This window comes from Pedobacter sp. AC379 (assembly GCF_979258145.1).
This window is the reverse complement of the sequence record NZ_OZ409839.1, coordinates 5,617,038-5,641,773: the sequence shown is the minus strand read 5'-3', so window position 1 is coordinate 5,641,773 and position 24,736 is coordinate 5,617,038. Positions and strand designations below refer to the sequence as shown.

The following is a 24,736-nucleotide window of genomic DNA, read 5'->3' as shown; positions in this document are numbered from 1 at the left end:
CGAGTAAGCAAATGCTAAGTATGGTCTAATTGCAAAGTGGCTTAGCAGGAAAGATGCTGAAATAAATTCAGCATGACGCATCATAAAAAATAACATTACTGATTTGAGTTTGAATTTTGAGCAGGTCTCAAATCTCAAATCTCATTTCTCAAATCTCATAAAAATGGAAACAACTGAAAAAAGAACAATTAAAGGTGGCGAATTCTTAATTAAGGATACCACTTATCAGGAAGTATTTATCCCTGAAGAATTTGATGAAGAACAACAAATGATTGCACAAACCTGTCGCGATTTTTTGGAGGCAGAAGTTTACCCCAATTTAGATAAAATAGATAAACAGGAAGATCCTGAGTTAATGCCAACACTTTTAACCAAAGCTGGCGAACTGGGTATTCTTGGCGTATCGGTACCAGAGGAGTATGGAGGTTTTGGTAAAAACTTCAACACCTCTATGTTGGTGGCCGATGTTGTAGGTGCCGGCCACTCTTTTGCTGTTGCACTTTCTGCACATACCGGTATTGGTACTTTGCCGATTTTATATTATGGAAATGAAGAGCAGAAAGCCAAATATATCCCTAAGTTGGGCTCAGGAGAGTGGAAAGCTGCATATTGCTTAACTGAACCAAATTCGGGTTCGGATGCCAACTCTGGTAAAACAAAAGCAAAATTAAGCGAGGATGGTAAACATTATATCATCACCGGACAAAAAATGTGGATTACCAATGGTGGTTTTGCTGATATTTTTATCGTTTTTGCTAAAATAGATGATGACAAAAACTTAACTGCTTTTATTGTAGAAAAAGATTTTGGTGGCATCACCATGAATCCTGAAGAGCATAAAATGGGTATTAAAGGCTCATCAACCCGTCAGGTTTTCTTTAACGATTGCCCCGTACCTATTGAGAATATGTTGAGTGATAGAGAAAACGGGTTTAAAATAGCGGTAAACATTCTAAATATTGGCCGTATTAAATTATCTGCCGCGGCTATCGGTGCATCAAAAGCAACTTTAAATACAGCCATTAATTATTCCAATGAGCGGATCCAGTTTGGTCGCCCGATTTCGAAATATGGCGCCATTCGCTTTAAGATTGCAGAAATTGCAGCTAAACTATATGCTGTTGATGCTGCAAACTATCGTGCAGGACAAAATATTGATGATACTTACGACCAATTGGTTGCCGGTGGAATGGAATCTGGTAAGGCCAGGTTAAAATCAGTAGAGCAATTTGCTGTGGAATGTGCCATTTTAAAAGTTTGGGGTTCTGAAGCTTTAGATTATACTGTTGATGAAGGCGTACAGATTTACGGTGGTATGGGCTTTAGTGCCGATGCACCTATGGATAGAGCCTATCGCGATGCGCGGATCAACAGGATTTTTGAAGGAACGAATGAGATCAACCGGTTATTAACCGTTGATATGATGCTGAAACGTGCCATGAAGGGGGAATTGGATTTAATGACACCAGCTACCGCAGTGGCCGCCGAGCTAATGAGCATCCCCGATTTTGGTGAAGAGGATACTACCTTGTTTGCAGCAGAGAAAAAAGTATTGGCGAATTTGAAAAAAGCAACTTTAATGGTAGCCGGTGCTGCAGTACAAAAGTTGATGATGACTTTAAGCAAAGAGCAGGAAATTTTAATGAATATTGCCGATATGGCAGGTTATGTATACGTGCTTGAATCAGCCTTATTGAGAACGGAAAAGTTAGTAAGTACCCGTGGTGAGGAAGCATCAGCTGGTCAGCTGGATTTATTACGCATTTATTTAGTTGAAGCCGTAGATGGGATTGCCAAAGCAGGTAAAGAAGCACTTTGGGCTTTTGCCGAAGGCGATGAGCAACGTATGATGTTGGTGGGTTTACGCCGTTTTACTAAAGTAGAGCCGTTTAATGTTAAAGATGCCCGCCAGAGAGTTGCACAACAACTTATTGAAGCGAATAAATATATTTTTTAAGGGTAGAAGGTGTGAGGTTAAAGGTTTAGGGTTTGGGTGCATCAACTCAGGCACTAAACCTTTTTTGTTTCCCTTCCACTCGTCGTCATTTTGAGCGAAGAGCAACGTAGTCGGGAAAATCTTTTAAAGTGCTATAAAACCATTTCAAAGATTTCTCCGCTGCGGTCGAAATGACGCTAGCTAAATATAGGTTTCCCTTCCACTCGTCGTCATTTCGAGCGAAGAGCAACGTAGTCGGGAAAATCTTTTAAAGTGCTATAAAACCATTTCAAAGATTTCTCCGCTGCGGTCGAATGACGATAGCTCTATAGAGGTTTTTCTTCCACTTGTCGTCATTTCGAGCGAAGAGCAACGTAGTCGAGAAAATATTTTAAAAGTGCTATAAAACCATTTCAAAGATTTCTCCGCTGCGGTTGAATTGAGGATAGCTGTATTCAAAAAAATCATAAGTACTTAGCTATATGAGATTAAAATCTTATTTTCGCCCCATGATTAAATTTAGATTCCTTACCGTACTCTTTTTATGTGTAGTTGCAGTTTCATCTTGTAAAAAGGATGAAGATCCTGAAAAGCAAATTACTGATTTCATCAAGCAAAATAATATTAATGCCGTTAGAGATGATTCTGGCTTATATTATCAAATCATTAAGCCGGGTACTGGTTCATTCGCTTATCCAAGCAATACTAAAATCACCATTAAATATGAAGGCAGATTGTTAAACGGCAGCGTGTTTGATAATGGGGGTGGTAAAGAGCAAACTTTCAATCTTGCCGAATTAATCACCGGCTGGAGAATCGGTATTCCTAAAATCCAGAAAGGTGGAGAAATTAGATTAATCGTTCCACCAAGTTTAGGCTATGGCAGCAGCGCTACAGGTCCTATTCCGGCTAATTCAGTTCTGGATTTTACCATTCAGCTTTCGAACGCGCAATAGCCTCATTTTTAAAATGTTTATAACGTGCTTATTTGTTAAAATAGGTTAAAAATTGTAGCATCCGTATTAAAAGCTTATTTTTGCGGATGATGGTTAAGTTTAAACATATTATATTTTTGGTATGCCCAATTTAACTATAACACTTACAGACGTACAATAATAAATGAACAATTTTACTAAACTTAGCTTATTTACGCTTTTACTGGCTATCACCATTTTCAGCTCGTGTAAAAAAGAGTATGATACTGCTCAAACTATAGATGACGCGGCTATAAAAGCTTATATATCAAAAAATAATTTAACACAAATGGTGCCGGATCCTGATAGAACAGGATTTTATTATCAGGTTACAAACCCTACTGATGAAACACTATTCTTAAACAAAGATTCTGTATTGTATGATATTACAGTAAAATCAATGCAGAGTGGTTCAACTTATCTTCAGTCACCTATAAATGGAAATTTGGGTACCTATGTTGGTTATTTAAATTCCTTTTTTCAGTCATCATTGTCTACATCAATTACATACAATATTCCTGCGTTGAGAACAGCGGCTTTACATCTTAAGCCAGGTGGTACTGCTAGAATTTTGTTGCCTTCCTATTTGGCATTTGGTAGAAACGGTGCTGGTCCAATTCCTTCTAATGAAAACCTTGATTTAACGCTTAAGACTTATCCATATCGTAAACAATGGCTATTTGATGATGCAAAGATTCAAAGTTTTATAACTACTAAAGCTCTTGTTGCCACAAAGGATCCGAGTAGAATTTATTATATCGTTAATACATTAGGCACAGGGGATCCGGTAAATGGAATTGAAAGCACTGTAAACATCAAATATACTGGTCGTACCTTAGATGGAACGTCTTTTGACTCAAACGCTGATGGTTACTCATCAACTTTAACTGGATTAATTAGAGCTTGGCAAATAATGATTCCAAAATTTAGAGTTGGAACTAAATTTAGAATGTTAATTCCTTCTGATTTGGCTTATGGAACCTCTGGTAGTGGGACAATTCCTCCTAATTCTGTTTTAGATTTCGATATTGAAATAGTAGGCGTTACGAATTAGATAACGCCTCTTTAAAAACTTTTAAAACCCTTTCCCTTGCAAAAGTATGCTCAACTATTGGTTGGGCATATTTTTTTGTCCCGAATTCTGGCACCCACTTTTTAATGTATTCAAACTTAGGGTCGAATTTTTTGATCTGAAGTTCAGGATTAAAAACCCTAAAATATGGCGCAGCATCATTTCCAGAGCCTGCCGCCCACTGCCAGCCACCTACATTACTCGCCATTTCATAATCGAGCAACTTTTCGGCAAAATAGGTTTCACCCCAGCGCCAGTCAATCAACAAATGTTTACTTAAAAAACTACCAACAACCATGCGTACACGGTTATGCATCCAGCCGGTTTGGTTAAGTTGTCGCATTCCGGCATCTACAATAGGGTAACCGGTATTGCCTTCGCACCAGGCCTTAAATTCATCCTCGTTATTTCGCCATTTAATTTTATCGTATTGTTTTTTAAATGAATTAAAACCAGCGTAAGGGAAATGCCAAAGAATGGTCATATAAAATTCCCTCCAGGCGAGTTCTGAAAGCCATACGTTGGATTTTGCTTCAATTGCATCTTTTACAGCTTTTCTGATACTTAAAGTGCCGAAACGCAAATGCAAACCAATATGTGTGGTGCCATCCAGTGCCGGATAATCGCGTTCATTGGCATAATCATCAAGTTTGTTTTTATAACTTATTTTCGGGAAATCAAGCTTACTCATTTCAAATCCCATTTCTGCTAAAGTTGGGGCGGATAAATGTTTGCTTTGAAACAGATTTTTGAAGTATTTTTTAGTAGGATAGGCCTTAATATAAAAATCGTTTAGTTTGGCCTGCCATTGTTTATAAAAAGGGGTAAAAACCGTATATGGCGTTTTATCGGCTTTTAAAATTTCGTCTTTTTCAAAAATAACCTGGTCTTTGTAGGTTTTAAATGTAATTTTTTCACTGCTTAAAAACTCCGCCATGTTATCATCACGTTCGCGGGCATAAGGTTCATAATCATGGTTAGTGTATACCGCTTTAATGTTGTACGCTTTTAAAATCTCAGGCCAGATTTTTTCAGGTTCCCCATATTTCACCAATAAATCGCACCCTTGCTGCTGAAGTTCTTTCTTTAAATCGGCTATCGTTTGATAAATAAATGTTACGCGGGCATCATCTTTAGGCAGTTTATCTAATATATTCTTGTCAAAAATGAACAATGGTAAAACCGGGTATTCACTTTTAAGCGCATGATATAAGGCGGCATTATCGTCTAACCGTAAATCGCGGCGGAACCAGAAAATGGATATTGGAGTCATGGAAAGTATAGTTGTGTGTTTTTTGCTTCTTAGGCTTAATTAAACCAATTAACCCGGTAATTTATTTGTACAAATCCTTTAAAGCATCATCCAAATGTGTGAATTTAAATTTAAATCCTGCATTTAAAATTTTTTGTGCTGAGGTATTGTTGCTCATCAAAACGGCATCTACACGTTCTCCTAATAATAATTCCAAAGCTTTTTTTGGTACTTTGATCGGCCAGAAGGGGCGGTGTAATGTTTTTGCGATGGCTTTGGTTAATGTAGTATTCGTAACCGGAAAAGGCGCGCAGGCGTTATAAGCACCTTCCATTTTAAGGTTTTCTATGGCATCTACATACATTTCTACCATATCATCAATATGAATCCATGGCGTCCATTGTTTACCCGTACCTAAGGCCGATCCTGCGAAAAGTTTCACTGGTTTATCCAATTGAGGTAAAGCGCCTCCATCAGTGCTTAAAACTATCCCTGTACGGAGTTTTACAACCCTTAAACTTAATTTTTTACCTTGGTCTACAGCATTTTCCCAAAGTTTACAGCAATCTGCTAAAAAGCCATAACCCTTCGGACTTTCTTCTGTTAAAATTTCATCTCCACAATCGCCATAAAAACCAACTGCTGAAGCAGAAATGAACGATTTTATCTGATGATAGGGTTGAGCTTTTATGGTTTCGGAAAGTAATTCGGTTGATTTTACGCGGCTATCTATAATCTGCTGTTTGCGTTCATCTGTCCATTTTTTATCTGCAACAGGTTCTCCAGCCAGGTGGATAATCGCATCTACACCATTTAAACAATCCGCATCTATCGTTCCTTTATACACATCCCATACAAAACTGTTTGTATCATTACCTTTCTTGCGTGAAAGTGTGTTCACCAGATAATTTTTGCTTATTAAATGCTTTTTCAGCTCAGTACCCACTAGTCCGCTTGCACCGGTAATCAGAATTTTCTTTGCCATCATTTTTAAACAACAAAGATACGAAAGGGTTTTTTCGAAGCGATTTTTAGCGATATTAATTCCGTTCTAATGCTTTTGTTACCTGTTTGTAAAGAAATATTTAGAGGTTTGATGTAGACAAAAAATAAGATAAATTTGTATTCGCGTTCTTACACCCTTTTCGATAAAACATGTCCAAAAAAATTTTAGTCTGGTTTAGAAATGATCTTCGCTTGCATGATAACGAAATGCTGGTGGAAGCTATTGCTAAGTCTGATTCGATTTTGCCTGTTTACATTCTGGATCCCCGCTCTTTCGGCGAAACAAAATATGGTACGCTAAAAACAGGTAATATCAGAGCACAGTTTATTTTAGAAAGTGTTTTAGGTTTACGCAGTTCCTTAAAACAGATTGGTGGTAATTTGCTTATCGCGCAGGGTAATCCTGAAGATATTATTCCACAACTTGTTCAGGAATATGAAATTACCGAAGTTTACCATCACCGTGAGGTAGCAAGAGAAGAAACACACGTTTCTACCTTAGTAGAAAATGCACTTTGGAAATTACGCGTCAACCTTAAACATTTTATTGGCCATACCTTATATAATAAGGAAGATTTACCATTTCCGATTAAGGATATTCCTGATGCCTTTAACCAGTTTAAGAAAAAAATTGAGCGCGATTCGATTATTAAGCCATGTTTTGCCGCACCCGATCGGATTAATGTAGCCGAAGTGATTGATTGGGGAACACTATCCTCATTAGCAGATTTAAACCTTACACCACCACAAAAAGATCAACGGTCTGATTTTGAATTTGTAGGTGGCGAAGCTGAGGGCCTGGCCCATCTTCAAAAGGTAATTGTGGCTATGCAACAGGCAGCAACCACCAAAAACTTAATTCTAGCGTCGAAATTATCAGCCTGGTTGGCCATGGGTAGTTTATCTCCGCGGAAAGTATATTGGGAAATCAAAAAAATGGAAGGGGTGCCCAACACAAAAGCCATGTTCAATCATATTTTATTGGGCTTGCTCTGGAGGGATTATTTCCGGTTTATGTTTAAAAAATACGGCAATACCTTTTTCAGTCCTGATGGTTTTGGCAGTCAGGGTTTGATTGATATCGTGAATGAACAGGATAACTTCAATAAATGGAAAAATGCCCAAACAGGTTTTGCGGTAGTGGATGCGGTGATGACAGAGCTGAACCAAACCGGTTTTATCTCTAACATTGCCAGGCAAACGGCTGCTTTATATCTGATTAATAATTTAGAGGTAAGCTGGATTTTTGGTGCAGCTTATTTTGAAGAAAAATTGATTGATTATAATCCCGCTAGCAATTGGGGCAATTGGGCAAATGTAGCCGGAGTAGGAAACGATCAAAAATCGAAAAGTGTTTTCGATCTTGATAAAAATATAAAAAATCTCGATCCAAAAGGCAATTACTCGTTAACTTGGGCATCGTAATTGTGGTATTTGAATTATAAAATGATTGAGTGTTGAATGAGTAAGATCTCAATGATTAAATTTTAACGGATTAAGCCCATTTATTATCTGTTAGGTCATGCCAATCCCTCATTCACCCATTTATAATTCTTTCATTTATTTTAATCGAGATTTTTGCCATTTATATAAGGTAAAATTCTAATTTTGTAGTGCTTATAGTAAACAGTTAATAATGGATAAATTATCTTATCTTAATGGCGCAAACGCCGAATATATAGAGTCTTTATATCAGTCGTATCAGCAAGATTCTGAATCTGTTGAGTTTGGTTGGCAGAAATTTTTTGAAGGTTTCGACTTTGGAAGAGGATCGGAAGCGCCAGCAGTAACCGCAGAAACTCCTGAACAATTTTTAAAAGAGGTTAATGTTTTAAACCTGATTGATGGCTATCGCAGCCGCGGTCACCTGTTTACGCATACCAATCCGGTGCGCGAAAGACGTAAACATTTGCCAACATTAGATCTTGCAAATTTTGGCTTATCTGATGCTGATTTAGAAACCGTTTTTAATTCTGGTGTAGAGATTGGTATCGGTGCTGCAAAGTTGAAAGATATTGTAGCCTTTTTAAAACAAACATACGCAGGTTCTATCGGAGCCGAATTTAAATTTTTACGTACACCAGAAGTGTTGAACTGGATTCAGCAAAAGATGGAAAGTGCACGTAATACCCCTAATTTCTCTATTGATGAGAAAAAACGCATTCTGCGGAAATTAAACGAGGCTGTAAGCTTTGAAAATTTCTTGGGAACAAAATTCTTAGGGCAAAAACGTTTCTCTTTAGAAGGTGCAGAAGCTTTAATTCCTGCTTTGGATTCAGTAATCGAAAAAGGTGCTGAACTGGGTATTGAAGAATTTGTAATTGGTATGGCTCACCGCGGTCGTTTAAACGTGCTGGCCAATATCATGCAAAAAACCTACAAAGATATTTTTGCCGAATTTGAAGGCAAAAGTTACAATCCTGACACCCCATTTGGTGGCGACGTAAAATACCACTTAGGTTATTCTACAGATGTGACTACGGTTTCAGGTAAAAGTGTTCACTTGAGCTTATGTCCTAATCCATCTCACTTGGAAACTGTTGATGGTGTGGTAGAAGGGATGAGCCGTTCTAAAATTGATTTTAAATATGGTGGCGATAACAGCCGTTTAGCACCAATTTTAATTCATGGAGATGCATCTGTTGCCGGACAAGGTATTGTTTATGAAGTAATTCAGATGGCTGGTCTTGAAGGTTATAAAACCGGAGGAACCATTCACCTGGTAATTAATAACCAGATTGGTTTTACCACCAACTATAAGGATGCACGTACCAGTACCTATTGTACAGATATTGCTAAAGTAACCTTATCTCCGGTTTTCCACGTTAATGGTGATGATCCTGAGGCTTTGGTTTATGCAATCAATTTAGCAATGGAATACCGTCAGAAATATAAAAACGATGTTTTTATTGATATTCTTTGTTACCGTCGTTTCGGTCATAATGAGTCTGATGAACCTAAATTTACGCAACCATTATTATACAAAACCATCGAAAAACACCCTAACCCCAGGGAAATTTATATCGATCAGTTAACAAAAGAGGGTAAGTTAGAAGCCGGTTTGGCAAAAGAAATGGAGAAAGATTTCCGTGGTATTTTGCAGGAACGTTTAAACGAAGCTAAAGAATTTGTTGCAGGCAATGCCGAAGTTAAATTTGGTGGCGCATGGGCAGATTTGCGTATGGCTACACCTAAAGATTTTGAAACTTCTCCTGTTACTGCGGTTAAAAAATCTACTTTGTTGGAAATTGGTAAACGCATTACTACGCTACCAACAAATAAAAAGTTCTTCAAAAAAATCGAAAAACTATTTGCCGAACGTAGCAAAATGGTTAACGAAACCAATATTTTCGATTGGGCAATGGGCGAGCAACTGGCTTATGGTACTTTGCTATCAGAAGGTAAACGTGTTCGTTTAAGCGGTCAGGATGTAGAAAGAGGAACGTTTTCTCACCGTCATGCAGTATTAACGCTTGAAGATAGTGAGGAAGAATATGTACCATTGGCAAACATTTCAGATCAACAGGCACCGTTTGATATTTACAATTCGCATTTATCAGAATATGGCGTTTTAGGTTTTGAATATGGTTATGCAATGGCAAATCCAAATGCTTTAACCATCTGGGAAGCTCAATTTGGTGATTTCTTTAACGGTGCTCAAATCGTTGTAGATCAGTATATTGCAAGTGCAGAAACCAAATGGCAACGCGAAAATGGCTTGGTTATGTTGTTGCCTCACGGTTACGAAGGGCAAGGACCAGAGCACTCTTCAGCGCGTATTGAGCGTTTTATGGAACTTTGTGCAGATTATAACATGCAGGTTACTAATTGTACAACTCCTGCCAATTTCTTCCACGTATTGCGCCGTCAGTTTAAACGCGATTTCCGTAAACCTTTGGTTGTATTTACACCGAAAAGTTTATTGCGCCATCCGGCCTGTGTTTCTAAATTGGAAGAATTTACAGATGGTGGTTTTAAAGAGCTAATTGATGATGTAAATGTTAAAGTTGCAGAGGTAACACGTATTGTTTTCTGTAGCGGTAAAATTTATTATGAGTTATTAGAAAAACAACAGGCTGATAAATTAAAACACGTGGCAATTGTTCGTGTAGAGCAATTATATCCAACTCCTGTTGATCAGATGGAAGCAATTCAGAAAAAATATAAAAATGCCAAAGAAGTTTACTGGGTACAAGAAGAGCCAGAAAACATGGGTGCATGGCCATATCTGTTCCGTAAGTTGTACAAAACTGCATTAAAAGGTATTGATGTAATTTCGAGAAGAGAAAGCAGTAGTACTGCAACTGGTTTTGCAAAACAACATGCCAACCAACAGGCTTACATTTTAGCTAAAGCTTTAGAAGTTTCAGTAACAGAAGATGTAAAGGATATTGCTAAAAAAGCAACAAAAAAATTAGTTCAGATCGATTAGGTGCAGTGCGCGAAGCGTTTTAAAGCATAGCGTTTGATATTGATTATTAGAAGATAGAAAAATATAACATTACAAAAATGAGTTTAGAGATAAAAGTTCCACCTGTTGGTGAATCGATCACCGAAGTTGTTTTATCAAGATGGATAAAAAACGACGGCGATGTTGTTGAAATGGATGAAGTTATTGCCGAATTAGAATCGGACAAAGCTACATTCGAATTAACTGCAGAACAAGCTGGAACTTTAAAAACCATAGCAGCCGAAGGCGATACTTTAGCCATTGGTGCAGTAGTTTGTAAAATTGAAGATGGCGGTGCAGCTGCTAGTCCAAAGGCAGAGTCCGAAAGCCCTAAGGCTGATGCACAAGCCCCGGTTGCAGTAGCTGAATCACCTAAAGCTGCCGAATCAAAAGACTCATACGCTACAGGAACTCCTTCTCCTGCTGCCGGTAAAATTCTTGCAGAAAAAGGAATTGAAGCTGGTGCTGTAAAAGGTACTGGTGTTGATGGCCGTATTACAAAAGATGATGCTGTTAAGGCGGAAGCAGGTAAAAAACCAGAAGCACCGAAACAGAGTGCCCCGATAGCTGCTGCTATACCTGCTGGTAGCCGAGGCGAGCGTCGTGAAAAAATGTCTCCACTCCGCAGAACAGTTGCAAAGCGCTTGGTTGCAGTTAAAAATGAAACCGCAATGTTGACCACTTTTAATGAGGTTAACATGAAGCCGATTATGGATTTACGCGGAAAATATAAAGACCAGTTTAAAGAAAAATTTGGTGTTGGTTTGGGTTTCATGAGCTTTTTTACTAAAGCAGTTACCGAAGCTTTAAAAGATTTCCCGGCTGTTAATGGTCGTATAGAAGGTGAAGAATTGGTTTACAATGATTTCGCTGATATTTCTATTGCCGTATCTGCTCCAAAAGGTTTAGTTGTTCCGGTTATCCGTAATGCAGAAAGCATGACTTTAGCGCAGATTGAAAAATCGGTATTGGAATTGGCTTTAAAAGCACGTGATAGCAAATTAACCATCGAAGAAATGACTGGTGGAACATTCACAATCACAAATGGTGGCGTGTTTGGTTCAATGATGTCGACACCGATTATTAATGCGCCACAATCGGCTATTTTAGGTATGCATAACATTGTTGAGCGTCCTGTTGCTGAAAAAGGTGAAGTGGTAATCCGTCCGATGATGTATGTTGCGTTATCTTATGATCACAGAATTATCGATGGACGCGAGTCAGTTGGTTTCTTGGTTCGTGTGAAACAATTATTAGAAGATCCAGCTAGATTATTATTGGGTATATAGACTAAAACATTTTTTATAAAGAAGTCAAGTTTTAATGGCCAGTGTGCTATAAAAACTTGACTTCTTTTTTTTGCCCGAAAATGAAATTAACACCTTGATTTCGTCACCCTGAATTTATTTCAGGGTCTATTAAGCAGGAAAGGTGCTAAACAAGTTCAGCATAACGGTCGTGTTAGGCAAAGAGGCTAAAAATTTAATAGAAGTCAGATTATTTAGACAGCGCCTTAATCGGTTTTAAATCCAGTTGTTTGAATTCTACTTCACTGCCTTCTGCCTGCAATGCAATTTGGCCGCTACTTACCGTGCACTTTGTGCCATAATTTACCAATGCATCATTAACCCAAACTTTAACTTCATCATTTAAGCATTGAATAATCATGGTATTCCATTCACCAAGTGGTTTTTCACTGCCATCGGTCAAGTTTTTAATACGGCGAAGCTTATCACCATTTACACCCCAGTTTTCTTTGGGGCCTCGCCTTGCAACCATATCAGGTACAGTAATATCTTCTTCAATGCACCAGAAATCACCCGCATCTTTATGTTGCATCTGTACTTCAAGCGATTTAGGAAACATACCATATAAAGCTCTGGGTGTTGATGCATGTACTAAAACGCCGCAATTGCCTGGTTTGCCAGCGAAGCGGTATTGCACGGTTAACTGATAATTTTTGTAAATTTTATTTGTTATTAAATGCCCGCCGGGAGTACCTAAACTTACCAGCATTCCGTTACGTACTATGAATGGATTAATGGTATCAGGCTTTTTGTCCATCGCTGGAACATCAACATGCCAACCATCCAGATTTTTACCGTTAAAAAGGCTTTTTTGTGCAAAGGTTGAACTGCTGATTATAACGAGCAGTAATAGGGCATGGTAGAATTTCATACTATTTGGTTTTTGTATTCCAAATATAATATTTTAAATAAGATATGATGAAATTCGAATCCCAGATGAGAATTGGCTATTTCAATAATCGGTCGTCATGCTCGCGCAGGTGGGAATTTTAACCTCCATGATCTACCAAGACATTCCGATTCCCAATCAGGTTGTGAATGACGGTATCTCGCTGGCTGATCTGGCATTAGCGAGCCGCTAGAATAGTAATTTCAACAATTCTTGGTATGGATCTCCCTCAAGGCCTAATAGCTTGGCAAATGCAGGTTCCGTTTTATAACCTTTTTGTTTTAAAGTGATAATTTCTTGCCTAAATGCTTCTCCCTTTTCTAAAAGTAATTTATGTTCGACTAGCATGTGGAGGTAGGCATTTTGTTGTGTTGTGGGTTTGTTCTGCCCGAATATTTCTATTTCAAAGTTATCGACTATGAAATTTGCTTTAATGGCATCAAACTTTAGGCTTTCAGAGATGGTAAAGCCTTTTTCAGTTCCAAACAGCGCCTTTAGTTCGGCATTAAATTCAGCTTTATCAGAAACTTCACAAATAACATCCAGATCACTGTTTTCGATATCAATATTAATTGGGATGGTACCTACCAGGATTGGATGATAGGCATAAAGTTTAGCTAAAATTTTATTGTCGGTTAATATCCTGAAAGCTTGCTTTTGCCTTTCATTACCATGTTTTAGATAAGATATTTCGATGAAATTGATCATTTATTGAAATATTCAAGTTATTAAAAATCTTTTTTTTGTTGGTCGGTGTGACACCAACCAAATTATCATTGCGAGAAGGAAAGACGAAGCAATCTTTCATGCTTTCGGATTTTACTATAGAAATTGCTTCGTCGGCTGAAAAAGCCTCCTAGCAATCACGAATTCATTAAATAAATAAAAGCCCATCTCAGTTAAGAAATGGGCTTTTGTTTTCGTCCCCCTGGGATTTATTTCAGGGTCTTGCTAATATAAATGCTGAAACAAGCTAGGCAAAATGATCCGCTTTTAATCTTCAACAATTTCACTGTTGATGCTTACTTCATCTTTTACATCTTCTTTAAAGTAATTTTTCTGAAAGATCAGGATCAATATCACTCCAACTGAAATGGCTGCATCTGCGAGGTTAAAAACAGGTCTGAAGAAAACAAATTCTTCTCCTCCCCAAATTGGTAACCAGGTAGGGAAGTGGCCTTCTGCAATCGGGAAGTAGAACATATCTACCACACGACCATGAAACCAGCTTTCGTAGCCATAAATCTTTCCGTAAAATACAGAATCAATGATGTTTCCCAATGCGCCAGAAAAAATTAGAGCAACGTTCAAAATCAATCCCCGGTGGTATTTATGCTTAATTAAATAATGTAAGCCATAACCAATTCCTGCAACTGCTGCAATGCGGAAAAGTGATAAAGCCAACTTGCCAAACTCACCGCCAAATTCCATCCCAAAGGCCATTCCGTTATTTTCGGTAAAATGGATAATAAACCATTTTCCAATAATATGGAATTCCTGGCCAAGGTACATATGTGTTTTAACCCAGGTTTTAACCAGCTGATCGGCCAGTAAAACCAAAAAGATTATAATTAAAGGTTTTGTATAGCCTTTCATTAACTCTGTTTTAATTTAGCTTCCATGCTTAAAGTGGCATGAGGAACAGCACGTAAACGTTCTTTCTGGATTAATTTACCGGTTTCGCGGCAAATGCCATAAGTTTTATTCTCGATACGTACCAAAGCGTTTTCAAGGTTATCGATAAATTTTTTCTGACGGGCAGCCAATTGATTGATCTGCTCTTTTTCCATTGTTGCAGAACCATCTTCGAGTGTTTTGTAAGCACCAGAAGTATCTTCTGTTCCGTTTGCATTTGGGTTACTTAAAGAAGTAGTTAAAGAGTTAAGTTCCTCTTTAGCCATACGTAATTTATCTTGAATTAATTCTTTAAATTCCTGAAGTTCACTGTCTGAGTAGCGTGTTTTGTTGCTGTTTTCCATGTTCTTGTTCTAATTTTCTAATATATGGATTTATATTTTAGTTACTGAAATGCTTAACTCAACATCGTCGATAACAATTTTGTTTGCATTATTTACAGTATCTGTTAATTCAAATTCATCGGCTAATATTTCTGCGCAAATGTAATCCTTGTTTTTGGCAACTGCATTGGTTACCAAGTTATCATTTTGTAACGAAACTTTAATCCTATCCGTCACTTCGAAGTTTAAATCTTTCCGTAAATTCTGGATTCTGTTTACCAGCTCACGCGAAATACCTTCCTGTTTTAATTCTTCTGTGATGGTAACATCCAAAGCAACGGTTAGGCTACCCAGATTGGTTACTTGCCATCCTGGGATATCTTCGGCAAAAACTTCTACATCATCATTTATATTGATGGTAAAATCTTCTCCATTACTTCCAACAACGATGATAAAACCATCAGTTTCTAAACGCTGGATGTCATCCTGATTTGAATTTTCTAAAGCCTGTTTAACCAGGCTCATATCTCTTCCTACTTTTTTACCCAATGATTTAAAGTTCGGTTTCAGCTTTTTCTTAACGATACCATGTGTATCGGTAATGAATTCGATATGTTTTACATTCGTTTCAGAAAGAATATAATCTGCAACCTTTGAGATTTTTTGCTCAAAATCTCCACTTAATGAGGGTATTAGGATTTTCTCTAATGGCTGACGAACATTGATGCTGGATTTTTTTCGCAATGATAAAACCATTGATGAAATATCCTGGGCATAAACCATACGTTCGTTCAAATCCGTATCGATCAAACTTTGATCAGCCTCTTGCCATAAAGTCAAGTGAACAGATTGAGCTGCATAAGCATCAGTAATCGTTAAGTTTCTGTATAACCAATCGGCAAAGAAAGGTGCAACAGGGCTCATCAACTGTGCCAGGGTTTCTAAACAGGTATATAATGTTTCGTAAGCTGCACGTTTATCATCGGTCATTTCGCCTTTCCAAAAACGGCGACGGCTTAACCTGATGTACCAGTTACTTAAATGTTCATCTACGAAGGCTTGGATGGCGCGGGTAGCTTTTGTTGGCTCATATGCATTGTAACTCTCATCAACTTCGTTAATTAAGGTTTGCAATAACGATAAAATCCAACGGTCTAATTCCGTTCTGTCTTCAACTTTGCTTAAGTTGTTTTTATCGATTTCAAATTTATCGATATTGGCATACAACGCAAAGAAAGCATAGGTGTTGTATAGTGTTCCGAAGAATTTACGGCGAACTTCAGCAATTCCGTCAATGTCAAATTTCAGGTTATCCCAAGGGTTTGCATTTGAAATCATGTACCAACGTGTAGCATCAGCACCATACTCGTTTATGGTTTGGAATGGATCAGCTGCATTGCCTAAACGTTTAGACATTTTTTGTCCGTTTTTGTCTAAAACAAGTCCATTAGATACCACATTCTTGTATGCTACTTTGTCAAAAACCAAGGTAGAGATGGCATGCAGGGTATAAAACCAACCACGGGTTTGATCTACCCCTTCGGCGATAAAATCTGCAGGGAAATCTTCATTTCCATCAATGGTTTCTTTGTTTTCAAAAGGATAGTGCCATTGCGCATAAGGCATCGCACCAGAGTCGAACCAAACATCAATCAAATCACTTTCGCGGTTCATTGGTTTACCTGATGGAGATACTAAAACAATCTTATCCACTACATTTTTATGTAAGTCGATTAGGTCATAGTTTTCTTCAGACATGTTTCCGATTTCAAAACCTTTGAAAGGATTTTCTTTCTGAAAACCAGCAGCTATGGATTTTTCAATCGCATTATAAAGTTCTTCAACGGAGCCGATTAATACTTCTTCCTTTTTATCTTCAGTTCTCCAGATTGGTAAAGGAATGCCCCAGTATCTCGAACGTGATAAATTCCAGTCGTTAGCGTTTTTAAGCCAGTTCCCAAAACGACCTTCTCCTGTAGATTTTGGTTTCCAGTTAATGGTTTCATTAAGATCGAACATTCTGTCTTTAACATCTGTAACCTTAATAAACCACGAATCCAACGGATAATATAACAATGGCTCATCAGTTCTCCAGCTGTGTGGGTAACTGTGAACATATTTTTCTACTTTAAAAGCTTTGTTTTCTTCTTTTAATAAAATAGCAATTTCAACATCAACCGATTTGTCCGGGGCTTCACCGGCATTGTAATATTCGTTTTTAACATATTTACCAGCAAAAGGACCAACATGTTTAGTGAATTTACCCTGTAAATCTACCAAAGGCACAAGAACATCATTGTCATCCATTACCAGCATTGGTGGAATTTCAGGCACGGCTTCTTTGGCAACTTTCGCATCATCTGCACCAAAAGTAGGGGCGGTGTGCACAATACCAGTACCATCTTCTGTAGTTACAAAATCGCCAGAAATAACCCTAAAAGCATTTTCAGGATTGGTATAAGGTAAGGCATAAGTTAAAAGTTGTTCATATCTGATTCCAACCAACTCAGTTCCTTTACATTCAGCAAGGATCTGGTAAGGGATTTTTTTGTCGCCAGCTTTGAAATTTGTAAAATCCTCATCTTCATTGCTTTCGAAGAAAACTTTACTAAACTGTTTTCCAACCAGGCTTTTTGCTAAAATTACATTGGATGGTAAAAATGTATATTGATTAAAAGTTTTAACTAAAACATAGTCGATTTTTGGTCCAACTGTTAGAGCTGTATTTGATGGCAAAGTCCAGGGTGTGGTGGTCCAGGCCAATAAATAAATATCATCAAATCCCTGTAAAAAACCTGGTAAGGTATCGGCTAAGGCTTTAAACTGCGCAACAATAGTAGTATCTGTAACATCGCGGTAAGCACCAGGTTGATTTACCTCATGCGAACTCAACCCTGTACCCGCTTTTGGAGAATAAGGTTGGATGGTGTAACCTTTATAAATTAAGCCTTTATCGTAAATTTGTTTTAAAAGCCACCAAACCGATTCCATGTATTTCGACTTATAGGTAATGTATGGATCATCCATATCTACCCAATAACCCATTTTTTCAGTCAAATCGTTCCACACATCAGTGTAGCGCATTACTGTTTTTTTACACGCTTCGTTATAATCTTCAATAGAGATGGTTCTGCCGATATCTTCTTTGGTAATACCCAATTCTTTTTCGGTACCAAGCTCAACAGGTAGGCCATGCGTATCCCAGCCGGCTTTTCTTTTTACCTGGTATCCTTTAATTGTTTTATAGCGGCAAAAAATATCTTTAATTGCGCGAGCCATTACGTGGTGAATCCCCGGCATGCCATTGGCAGACGGTGGTCCTTCGTAAAAAGTAAACGGATTAGATTTAGGGCGTGAAGAAATGCTTTTTTCAAAGATATTTTCCTTTTTCCAAAAATCCAGTATTTCTTGTCCTATTTTGGCAAGATCCAGTTGTTTAAATTCGCTATACATCAATCAAGTACCTCAAAAAATTAAGGTTGCAAAGTTAACAGAATTGACTGAATTTTGGTAGTTTTGGTGTAAATACTTTAACGTGAAATTATTTAATATCGGGCTTACACTGATGATTGTTGCTGTAATTGTATTGCCAATTATCGTGGTAGTAAGTCCGTCTGACCGGGATTTTGTGCTATACGCTTTTTATTTCTGCGGCCTGCTCGAACTAATCGGGCTTATTTTTGTTCTAATGCATATTGTAACACTAAAAAGAAAGAACCCATGATTAAGCTGTTAAAATTGCAGAAAGCCGTTTTTGTTCTCATCGCTGGCGTACTTTCGTTTATTGCCTATAAAATTTTAGATGCCAATGAGGTTAAGGGAAGTATTTATTTCCAGATGCTTGCTGGTGTACTCATCATAATTGGTGCATTATGGCTCTTATACCCGATATTATTTGCGAAAAAAGACAATAATGGCAATGCTGAAATTATTACTGATCCAACTGTTGAAGTTCCGGTTGATGAAGAAGATCAAAAGCCGGCAACTGAATAATTTGCTTAAATCGGATTAAACCAGGGGAATCGCTGCCATCAGATTTAGGTAGCCTAGACCTATTTACGAATAATAGAAACTTATTTTCAAGTCTTTGCAAGGAAAACTTTGCTTCAAAAAGCTAAACAAAGGCTTACCCGTCGGCTAATGTTTGTTGCTAAACAAGAAGAAAACCTAATTGATGGTTTTTAATGAACGAACCATGGAAGACTTTTTATCTAAAAATAAATTAGCCTTGGGTTTAAAACCAAGGCTTTGAATGATAGCTATACTGTTTTAGGTTAAGTGGCTAGATCTGCAAACTCTTAACTGAAAACTCCCAACTTCTTAATGGTCAAACTCACCTATATTTTTTGCAGAATCTTCATCTGAAACCATTTTCCTTACTTTCTTTTTATCCAGCCATAATACCAAGGCTGGCAATAAGGTTAAATTAAAAATTAGGGCTACAAGCAAGGTTATGGATAGGAGTAACCCAAGTACTACAGTTCCTCCAAATGTAGAAGCGGTGAAAATTCCGAAGCCAAAGAATAAAATTAAAGCAATGTGCGTCATACTCACACCGGTTTCAGTAATGGTATCGGTAATTACTTTAGGTACGCTAAAGTTGGTCAGGTTTAATTCTTGCTGATAACGTGTGAGGAAATAAATGGTTTGATCGGATGCCAAACCAAAGGCAATGGTGAAAATCAGAATAGTAGATGGTTTAAGTGAAATTCCAAAATAACCCATTATTCCGGCAGTAATAATCAGCGGCACAATGTTGGGCAATAATGAAATAAACATGATGCCTAAACTCTTAAATTGGGCTAATCTTAAAAGCGAGATCAATATAATGGCAAGCGCAATACTTTCTACCAGGTGCCTTAACATATAATCTGTTCCTTTTGAGAATATAATGCTTGATCCGGTAAGTTCCACATCAAATTTGGAGGGTGGTAAAATGCTGTCAATCCGCGGTTTTAATTCGGCCATTATTGCATCCAACCGTTTTGAACCTACATCGGCCATCTGGAAACTGATTCTTGTGCTTTGATTTCCTTTACTAATAAAGTTCGTAAGCAAACTTGCATTTCCTTTACCGCCATTTGCTATGTAAGCAAGAATGAAATTCTTTTCCAGATTGTCTGGCAACCGGAAAAAAGTAGAATCGTTATTATAAAAAGCTTGTGTAGCATATTTTAAGCCCATATTTACCGAAATTGAACGCGAAAACTCTGGATAAGCCGAAATCATCTTTTCCAGTTTTTCAATTCTTTTTAAATTGGTTAAATTAAAAACGCCGTTCTTTTTCTTTGTATCTACGCTCACTTCCAATGGTAAAATACCTTCAAAATTTTTCTCAAAGAATTTTAAATCTGTTAAAATTTCAGAATTTTTTGGCAGATCATCAACTACATAACCATTTACGTTAATCTTCATCACGCCTATAAAAGCAATAATGGAAATAATAATGGTTCCGATATAAATCAGGCCACTCCTGTTTTGAACAAGTGTATCCGTTTTTACCAGTAACTTGTGTAAAAAGCCCTCTTCAACATGGTTTTGAGGTTTAAGTTTTGGTGCTGGCAGGTAGCTGAAAATGATAGGAATTAAGCATAAACACATTAACCAGGTAACCATTACATTAATTGAGGCTACGCTGCCAAATTGCATTAACAGCTCGCTCCCGGTGAAGTATAATACGCCAAAACCAATAGCGGCGGTAATGTTGGCAATCAGTGTGGTAATGGCAATTCTTTCTATGGTTACACTTAAGGCACGTTGTTTGTCACCATCTTTTCTTAGTTCATTCTGGTATTTATTCAGTAATAAAATGCTGTTTGGGATGCCGATAATTACAATAAGCGGTGGAATAAGTCCTGTTAAAATAGTAAGCTCGAAGCCAAAGAGTACCAGTGTGCCAATACTCCAGATTACGCCCATAATCACTACTAAAATAGGAAAGAAAACGGCATAAAATTTCTTAAAGAAAAATAAAAGTATCAATGCCGAAACAAGGATTGATAGCCCTAAAAACAACACAAATTCGTTGCTCACCAATTTACTTACAGCGGTACGGATATAAGGCAAACCGGAAATATGTACCTGAATTTTAATGGCCGATTGAAAAGCTTTGGCTTTTGCTTCTATTTCTTTCAAAATCGGGTTACGCGCAGCAGTATTTAGAATTTTGGTGTCGAATGTGATTGCCATTAAAGTGGCATTCTGGCGGTTATAAACCAATCCTTCAAAAAATGGATTGCTATAAATGGTATTTTTAATCGAATCCATTTCAGTGTCGGATTTAACCAATCCACCTGGCAATGGCTTCAGCACAAATTTTTGGTTCACCGTATCTTTTTCCAGTTGGAAAATCCTTCCGGAAGACAATACCTGTTTAATGCCTTTAAGTTTTTGGATCTCATTAGAAAGTTGAACCCATTGATTGTAAACTTCTTTTTTAAAAATATCAGGCGATTGTATCCCAACTACCATCACGCTTCCATCTTCTCCAAAAGTCTTTTTAAAAGCATTGTATTTTACGAAAGCGCTATCTGTTACCGGCAAAATTTTGCTTCCTGTGTAAGAAAGCTTTACATTTTTGGCCTGATAAGCCATAAATATAGTTCCTAAAACAAAAAATACGATGATTGCGATACGGTTCTGAAGAATGAATCTCGATAGCTTAACCCACATGTGCAGCTTAGTTTAATAATAATATTAACGGCAAAACTAATCTTATTTGTAAAACGTGATTACTTTTTGCGCAATTAAATTTGCACAAATAACATACTTTTGAAAAAAATGTTTTATTCGGATGTTGCACAAAGTTAAGGGCATTGTTTTAAAAACCACAAATTACAGCGAAAGCAGTGTGGTGGTGCAGGTGCTTACTGATAAATTTGGCATGCAATCTTATCTGATCAATGGTGTTAAAAAGCCAAAGGCGAAGATTAAAATGAACATGTTGCAATCGCTCCATCTGCTGGATATGGTGGTTTATCATAAAGCAAATACCAATATACAACGGGTTTCGGAAGTTCGGCAAACACCTGTTTTTAAAAGTATTCCTTACGATGTAATTAAAACCAGTATTGTGATCTTTCTAAATGAAGTGTTGTATAAAAGCATTAGGCAGCAATCGGCTGATGAGAGTTTGTTCGATTATATTTTTAATTCTATTGCCTGGTTTGATGAAATTGAGGAGATCAATCCCAATTTTCACCTCTCGTTTTTATTAAAACTTACACGTTTTCTGGGATTTTCGCCGAACGAGAAAAGAAGAAACGACCAAATTTATTTTGATCTCCAAGAAGGCGAGTTCACCTCCCGATTGCCAATGCACTCCAATTATTTACAGTTGGAGGATGCAATAGGCTTTATTTTGCTTTTTAATACACCACTCGAAAAAATTTCGGAAATAAAATTGAGCAATACACAGCGAAGGTTTTTGTTGGATAAGATATTGGTTTTCTATACCTTACATACAGCGTCGTTTGGGGTGGTGCAATCACATAAAATCCTTGAAACTTTGTTAAGTTGAAAAAAAAGAAAAAAAGATTTGCAGAACAGTTTTATAGCACTATATTTGCATTCCCAAACGGAGGATGGGGCATTAAATTTGACAAAATATAAAAGGGAAATTAGCTCAGCTGGTTCAGAGCACCTCGTTTACACCGAGGGGGTCGGGGGTTCGAACCCCTCATTTCCCACCAAGCCTTTCAGTACAACTGGAAGGCTTTTTTATAAAACTTTTGACATATATCCATCAGGGAAATTAGCTCAGCTGGTTCAGAGCACCTCGTTTACACCGAGGGGGTCGGGGGTTCGAACCCCTCATTTCCCACTTAAGTCCTTCAATTTACTGAAGGACTTTTTTTTGTGCGCCGGGCATGGCAATCGACTATAGGGTTCAAGTCCCGAACACGCTTAGCAGTAGGAAGTGTTAGCTCGAGACAAGGGTGTCGTGGGTGACTGCGAATCTGAAGGAAGTCCGCGGCAAATATGGGGGCTTACGAACAGAAACTGTATACGAGGCGGATTTAGTCCGGGTGATGTTGCGAAACAAACAGAAGCCCAATACTGCACGGGGACTATTACGCAGATACAGAGGCCACATCCATAGGAAGTAGATTGTCTTACCCCGGGAGATCTGAATGAGTTCTGTCAATTGTAAGCGCGATTACAGGAGAAGAAACATTTGGCAGAGATGTTAAATGCCTCAATCAGAAGTCAGCAGCGGTCGTAGTACTGCATTTTTCGGATGCAGAAAGGACCAAATGTTAGGATGGCAAAGGAAACAGGAAGTTTATGGCAGAGCGTTTACAGCGGAACCACATTAGAGAACTGCTTATATGAGGGTAGGACGGAATCCGAGAGTAAATTATAAGAGGAGCTGAGCCGAGCCGTGCAACCAATGTACACAATGCCTGGGAAGGAGTTTTTTTTTAGTATTATGCTTGAAGAAATATTAGACATCCGAAATGTACAAAGAGCCTTTAGGCAGGTTACTGCCAATAAGGGTGCTGGTGGTATTGATGGTATGCAGACCGATGAACTTCGCGACTACCTGAATGCTAACTGGCAGGCATTACGGAGTGATATTTTATCAGGCCATTACCGACCGAACGCTGTAAGAAAGGTAGAGATACCCAAAGGCAGTGGTGGTAAGAGGATGCTTGGCATCCCAACGGTCATTGACCGGTTGATCCAGCAGGCCATCTCTCAATGGCTGAGCCCCAAGTACGAGGGCGACTTTTCCTCTGATAGTTATGGTTTCCGGCCAGATCGCAATGCCCATCAGGCAGTGTTAAAGGCTCAGGAATATCTTAACACAGGTTACACCTGGATTGTGGAACTTGACCTGGACAAATTTTTTGACCGGGTAAACCATGATAAACTTATGCATCTGCTGTCAGTAAAGATAAAGGATAAGCGGACATTGAAGCTTATTCGTCTTTATTTGAGTGTGGGGATCATGGAGAATGGATTGGTCAGCCCAAGAAAAGAAGGAACGCCACAAGGCAGTCCATTAAGTCCGTTACTATCAAATGTTATCCTTCACGAACTCGATGTTAAGCTCGAGGAGCGTGGGCACAGGTTCGTGCGATATGCTGATGATTGCAGTATCTATCTAAGAAGCAGGAAATCAGGACACCGGGTAATGAGAAGTATTTCAGTATATCTGGAAGACTGCCTGAAACTGAAGGTTAACAGGGAGAAAAGTAAGGTTAGCAGGCCAAGCCAAAGTAGTCTGCTCGGGTTTTCATTCTATGGTAGCAAAGAGGGATGGAAGATGCGAATTTCATCCAAATCTCTAAGAGCGATCAAGGAGAAAATCCGGGAGCAAACTAAACGTAGCCAACCAGTTCCATTCCAAGAAAGAATATTAACGCTTAAGGAAATCATTCATGGTTGGGTTAATTATTTCTCTATTGCAGAAGCAAAGAGTCATATGACCAGACTGGACGAGTTGATGAGGACCAGACTGCGGATTGTTCTTTGGAAGCAATGGAAGAGTATAACGGGTAGAGCGCGGAATTTAATGAAGATGGGGTTGGTAAAATCAAGGGCCTATCAATTGGCCAATACCCGTAAGGGGTACTGTAGGACTGCAAACAGCCCGATATTACTTACAACCCTTGACAAGAAGTTCTTTTTGAGGCATGGACTTGATGGATTTACCAATTATTACTATTGGAAAACGACACACCAAACGAAGTTATTCTAACAAACCGCCGTATACCGAACGGTACGTACGGTGGTGTGAGGAGACAGCAGGGAAACTAATTCCCTGCTTCTTACTCGATTGCCTAAAATTTTTGGTTTAGAGCGCCCATTACACCGATTGGTCGTCCCGATTGAAATCGGGATCATTTCCCACTTAAGTCCTTCAATTACTGAAGGACTTTTTTGTT

At 38.1% G+C, this 24,736-nt stretch carries 18 protein-coding genes and 2 tRNA genes; 12 read left to right on the top strand and 8 right to left on the bottom strand.

Annotation, left to right across the window (positions count from 1 at the left end; genetic code table 11):
* The first annotated feature begins 163 nt into the window (after positions 1-163).
* The 3 genes from ACZZZW_RS24275 to ACZZZW_RS24265 all read left to right on the top strand — a co-directional run bounded on the left by ACZZZW_RS24275 (position 164) and on the right by ACZZZW_RS24265 (position 3,964).
* Entirely contained in the window at positions 164-1,957 is a 1,794-nt protein-coding gene (locus ACZZZW_RS24275) for an acyl-CoA dehydrogenase family protein (protein WP_463497330.1), read from the top strand.
* 488 nt (positions 1,958-2,445) lie between these two features.
* Entirely contained in the window at positions 2,446-2,892 is a 447-nt protein-coding gene (locus tag ACZZZW_RS24270; protein WP_055903211.1) for an FKBP-type peptidyl-prolyl cis-trans isomerase, read from the top strand.
* A 163-nt stretch (positions 2,893-3,055) separates the two neighbouring features.
* The gene (locus tag ACZZZW_RS24265) at positions 3,056-3,964 is read left to right on the top strand and encodes an FKBP-type peptidyl-prolyl cis-trans isomerase (RefSeq protein ID WP_055903210.1); all 909 of its coding nucleotides are present in this window, start codon (positions 3,056-3,058) and stop codon (positions 3,962-3,964) included.
* On the opposite strand, the gene ACZZZW_RS24260 is transcribed toward ACZZZW_RS24265, so the two are convergent.
* Positions 3,954-5,255 carry a cryptochrome/photolyase family protein gene (locus ACZZZW_RS24260; RefSeq protein ID WP_055903208.1) on the bottom strand — a complete coding sequence of 434 codons (1,302 nt, stop codon included), beginning with the start codon at positions 5,253-5,255 and terminating at the stop codon, positions 3,954-3,956. The genes ACZZZW_RS24265 and ACZZZW_RS24260 overlap by 11 nt on opposite strands.
* 61 nt (positions 5,256-5,316) lie before the next feature.
* A complete protein-coding gene (locus ACZZZW_RS24255; protein WP_463497326.1) occupies positions 5,317-6,222 on the bottom strand; it encodes a TIGR01777 family oxidoreductase in 906 nt (301 codons plus the stop codon).
* Positions 6,223-6,389: 167 nt separating this feature from the next.
* Here ACZZZW_RS24255 and ACZZZW_RS24250 point away from each other — a divergent pair, with 167 nt between their 5' ends.
* From ACZZZW_RS24250 to odhB, 3 genes are all read left to right on the top strand, one after another.
* Positions 6,390-7,664 (top strand): DASH family cryptochrome, encoded by a 1,275-nt coding sequence (locus ACZZZW_RS24250; protein WP_463497323.1) that lies wholly within the window; start codon positions 6,390-6,392, stop codon positions 7,662-7,664.
* Positions 7,665-7,875: 211 nt separating this feature from the next.
* Positions 7,876-10,671 (top strand): 2-oxoglutarate dehydrogenase E1 component, encoded by a 2,796-nt coding sequence (locus ACZZZW_RS24245; protein WP_055903203.1) that lies wholly within the window; start codon positions 7,876-7,878, stop codon positions 10,669-10,671.
* A 77-nt stretch (positions 10,672-10,748) separates the two neighbouring features.
* Positions 10,749-11,978 (top strand): 2-oxoglutarate dehydrogenase complex dihydrolipoyllysine-residue succinyltransferase, encoded by a 1,230-nt coding sequence (gene odhB / locus ACZZZW_RS24240; protein ID WP_055903201.1) that lies wholly within the window; start codon positions 10,749-10,751, stop codon positions 11,976-11,978.
* A gap of 208 nt (positions 11,979-12,186) precedes the next feature.
* Here the strand turns inward: odhB and ACZZZW_RS24235 are convergent, their stop codons facing one another.
* The 5 genes from ACZZZW_RS24235 to ileS form a co-directional block, all read right to left on the bottom strand.
* Positions 12,187-12,867: a 3-keto-disaccharide hydrolase gene (locus tag ACZZZW_RS24235; RefSeq protein WP_055903200.1), complete on the bottom strand. Its 681-nt coding sequence runs from the start codon at positions 12,865-12,867 to the stop codon at positions 12,187-12,189.
* Between the two features lie 207 nt (positions 12,868-13,074).
* Positions 13,075-13,593 carry a DUF4269 domain-containing protein gene (locus ACZZZW_RS24230; RefSeq protein ID WP_055903198.1) on the bottom strand — a complete coding sequence of 173 codons (519 nt, stop codon included), beginning with the start codon at positions 13,591-13,593 and terminating at the stop codon, positions 13,075-13,077.
* Between the two features lie 285 nt (positions 13,594-13,878).
* A complete protein-coding gene (locus ACZZZW_RS24225; RefSeq protein WP_055903197.1) occupies positions 13,879-14,481 on the bottom strand; it encodes a lipoprotein signal peptidase in 603 nt (200 codons plus the stop codon).
* Entirely contained in the window at positions 14,481-14,864 is a 384-nt protein-coding gene (locus ACZZZW_RS24220) for a TraR/DksA family transcriptional regulator (protein ID WP_025144123.1), read from the bottom strand. The genes ACZZZW_RS24225 and ACZZZW_RS24220 overlap by 1 nt, the downstream gene beginning before the upstream one ends.
* 30 nt (positions 14,865-14,894) lie before the next feature.
* Positions 14,895-18,296 (bottom strand): isoleucine--tRNA ligase, encoded by a 3,402-nt coding sequence (gene ileS / locus ACZZZW_RS24215; RefSeq protein ID WP_055903194.1) that lies wholly within the window; start codon positions 18,294-18,296, stop codon positions 14,895-14,897.
* Positions 18,297-18,378: 82 nt separating this feature from the next.
* Here ileS and ACZZZW_RS24210 point away from each other — a divergent pair, with 82 nt between their 5' ends.
* Together ACZZZW_RS24210 and ACZZZW_RS24205 are read left to right on the top strand one after the other, a co-directional pair.
* Complete coding sequence (locus tag ACZZZW_RS24210; protein WP_157255311.1) at positions 18,379-18,567, top strand: hypothetical protein; 189 nt, start codon at positions 18,379-18,381, stop codon at positions 18,565-18,567.
* Positions 18,564-18,836, top strand: a complete 273-nt coding sequence (locus tag ACZZZW_RS24205) for a hypothetical protein (RefSeq protein ID WP_082458603.1) — start codon at positions 18,564-18,566, stop codon at positions 18,834-18,836. The genes ACZZZW_RS24210 and ACZZZW_RS24205 overlap by 4 nt, the downstream gene beginning before the upstream one ends.
* Positions 18,837-19,163: 327 nt before the next feature.
* On the opposite strand, the gene ACZZZW_RS24200 is transcribed toward ACZZZW_RS24205, so the two are convergent.
* Positions 19,164-21,515 (bottom strand): efflux RND transporter permease subunit, encoded by a 2,352-nt coding sequence (locus ACZZZW_RS24200; RefSeq protein ID WP_463497312.1) that lies wholly within the window; start codon positions 21,513-21,515, stop codon positions 19,164-19,166.
* A 121-nt stretch (positions 21,516-21,636) separates the two neighbouring features.
* Between ACZZZW_RS24200 and recO the strand changes: the two genes are divergently transcribed.
* The 4 genes from recO (at position 21,637) to ltrA (ending at position 24,549) form a co-directional block, all read left to right on the top strand.
* Complete coding sequence (gene recO / locus ACZZZW_RS24195; RefSeq protein ID WP_055903190.1) at positions 21,637-22,362, top strand: DNA repair protein RecO; 726 nt, start codon at positions 21,637-21,639, stop codon at positions 22,360-22,362.
* Positions 22,363-22,456: 94 nt separating this feature from the next.
* Positions 22,457-22,534 (top strand) — tRNA-Val (locus ACZZZW_RS24190).
* Positions 22,535-22,590: 56 nt separating this feature from the next.
* Positions 22,591-22,665: transfer RNA gene (locus ACZZZW_RS24185), tRNA-Val, on the top strand.
* 609 nt (positions 22,666-23,274) lie between these two features.
* Positions 23,275-24,549 carry a group II intron reverse transcriptase/maturase gene (gene ltrA, locus ACZZZW_RS24180; protein WP_463492318.1) on the top strand — a complete coding sequence of 425 codons (1,275 nt, stop codon included), beginning with the start codon at positions 23,275-23,277 and terminating at the stop codon, positions 24,547-24,549.
* The last annotated feature ends 187 nt before the right edge of the window (positions 24,550-24,736 follow it).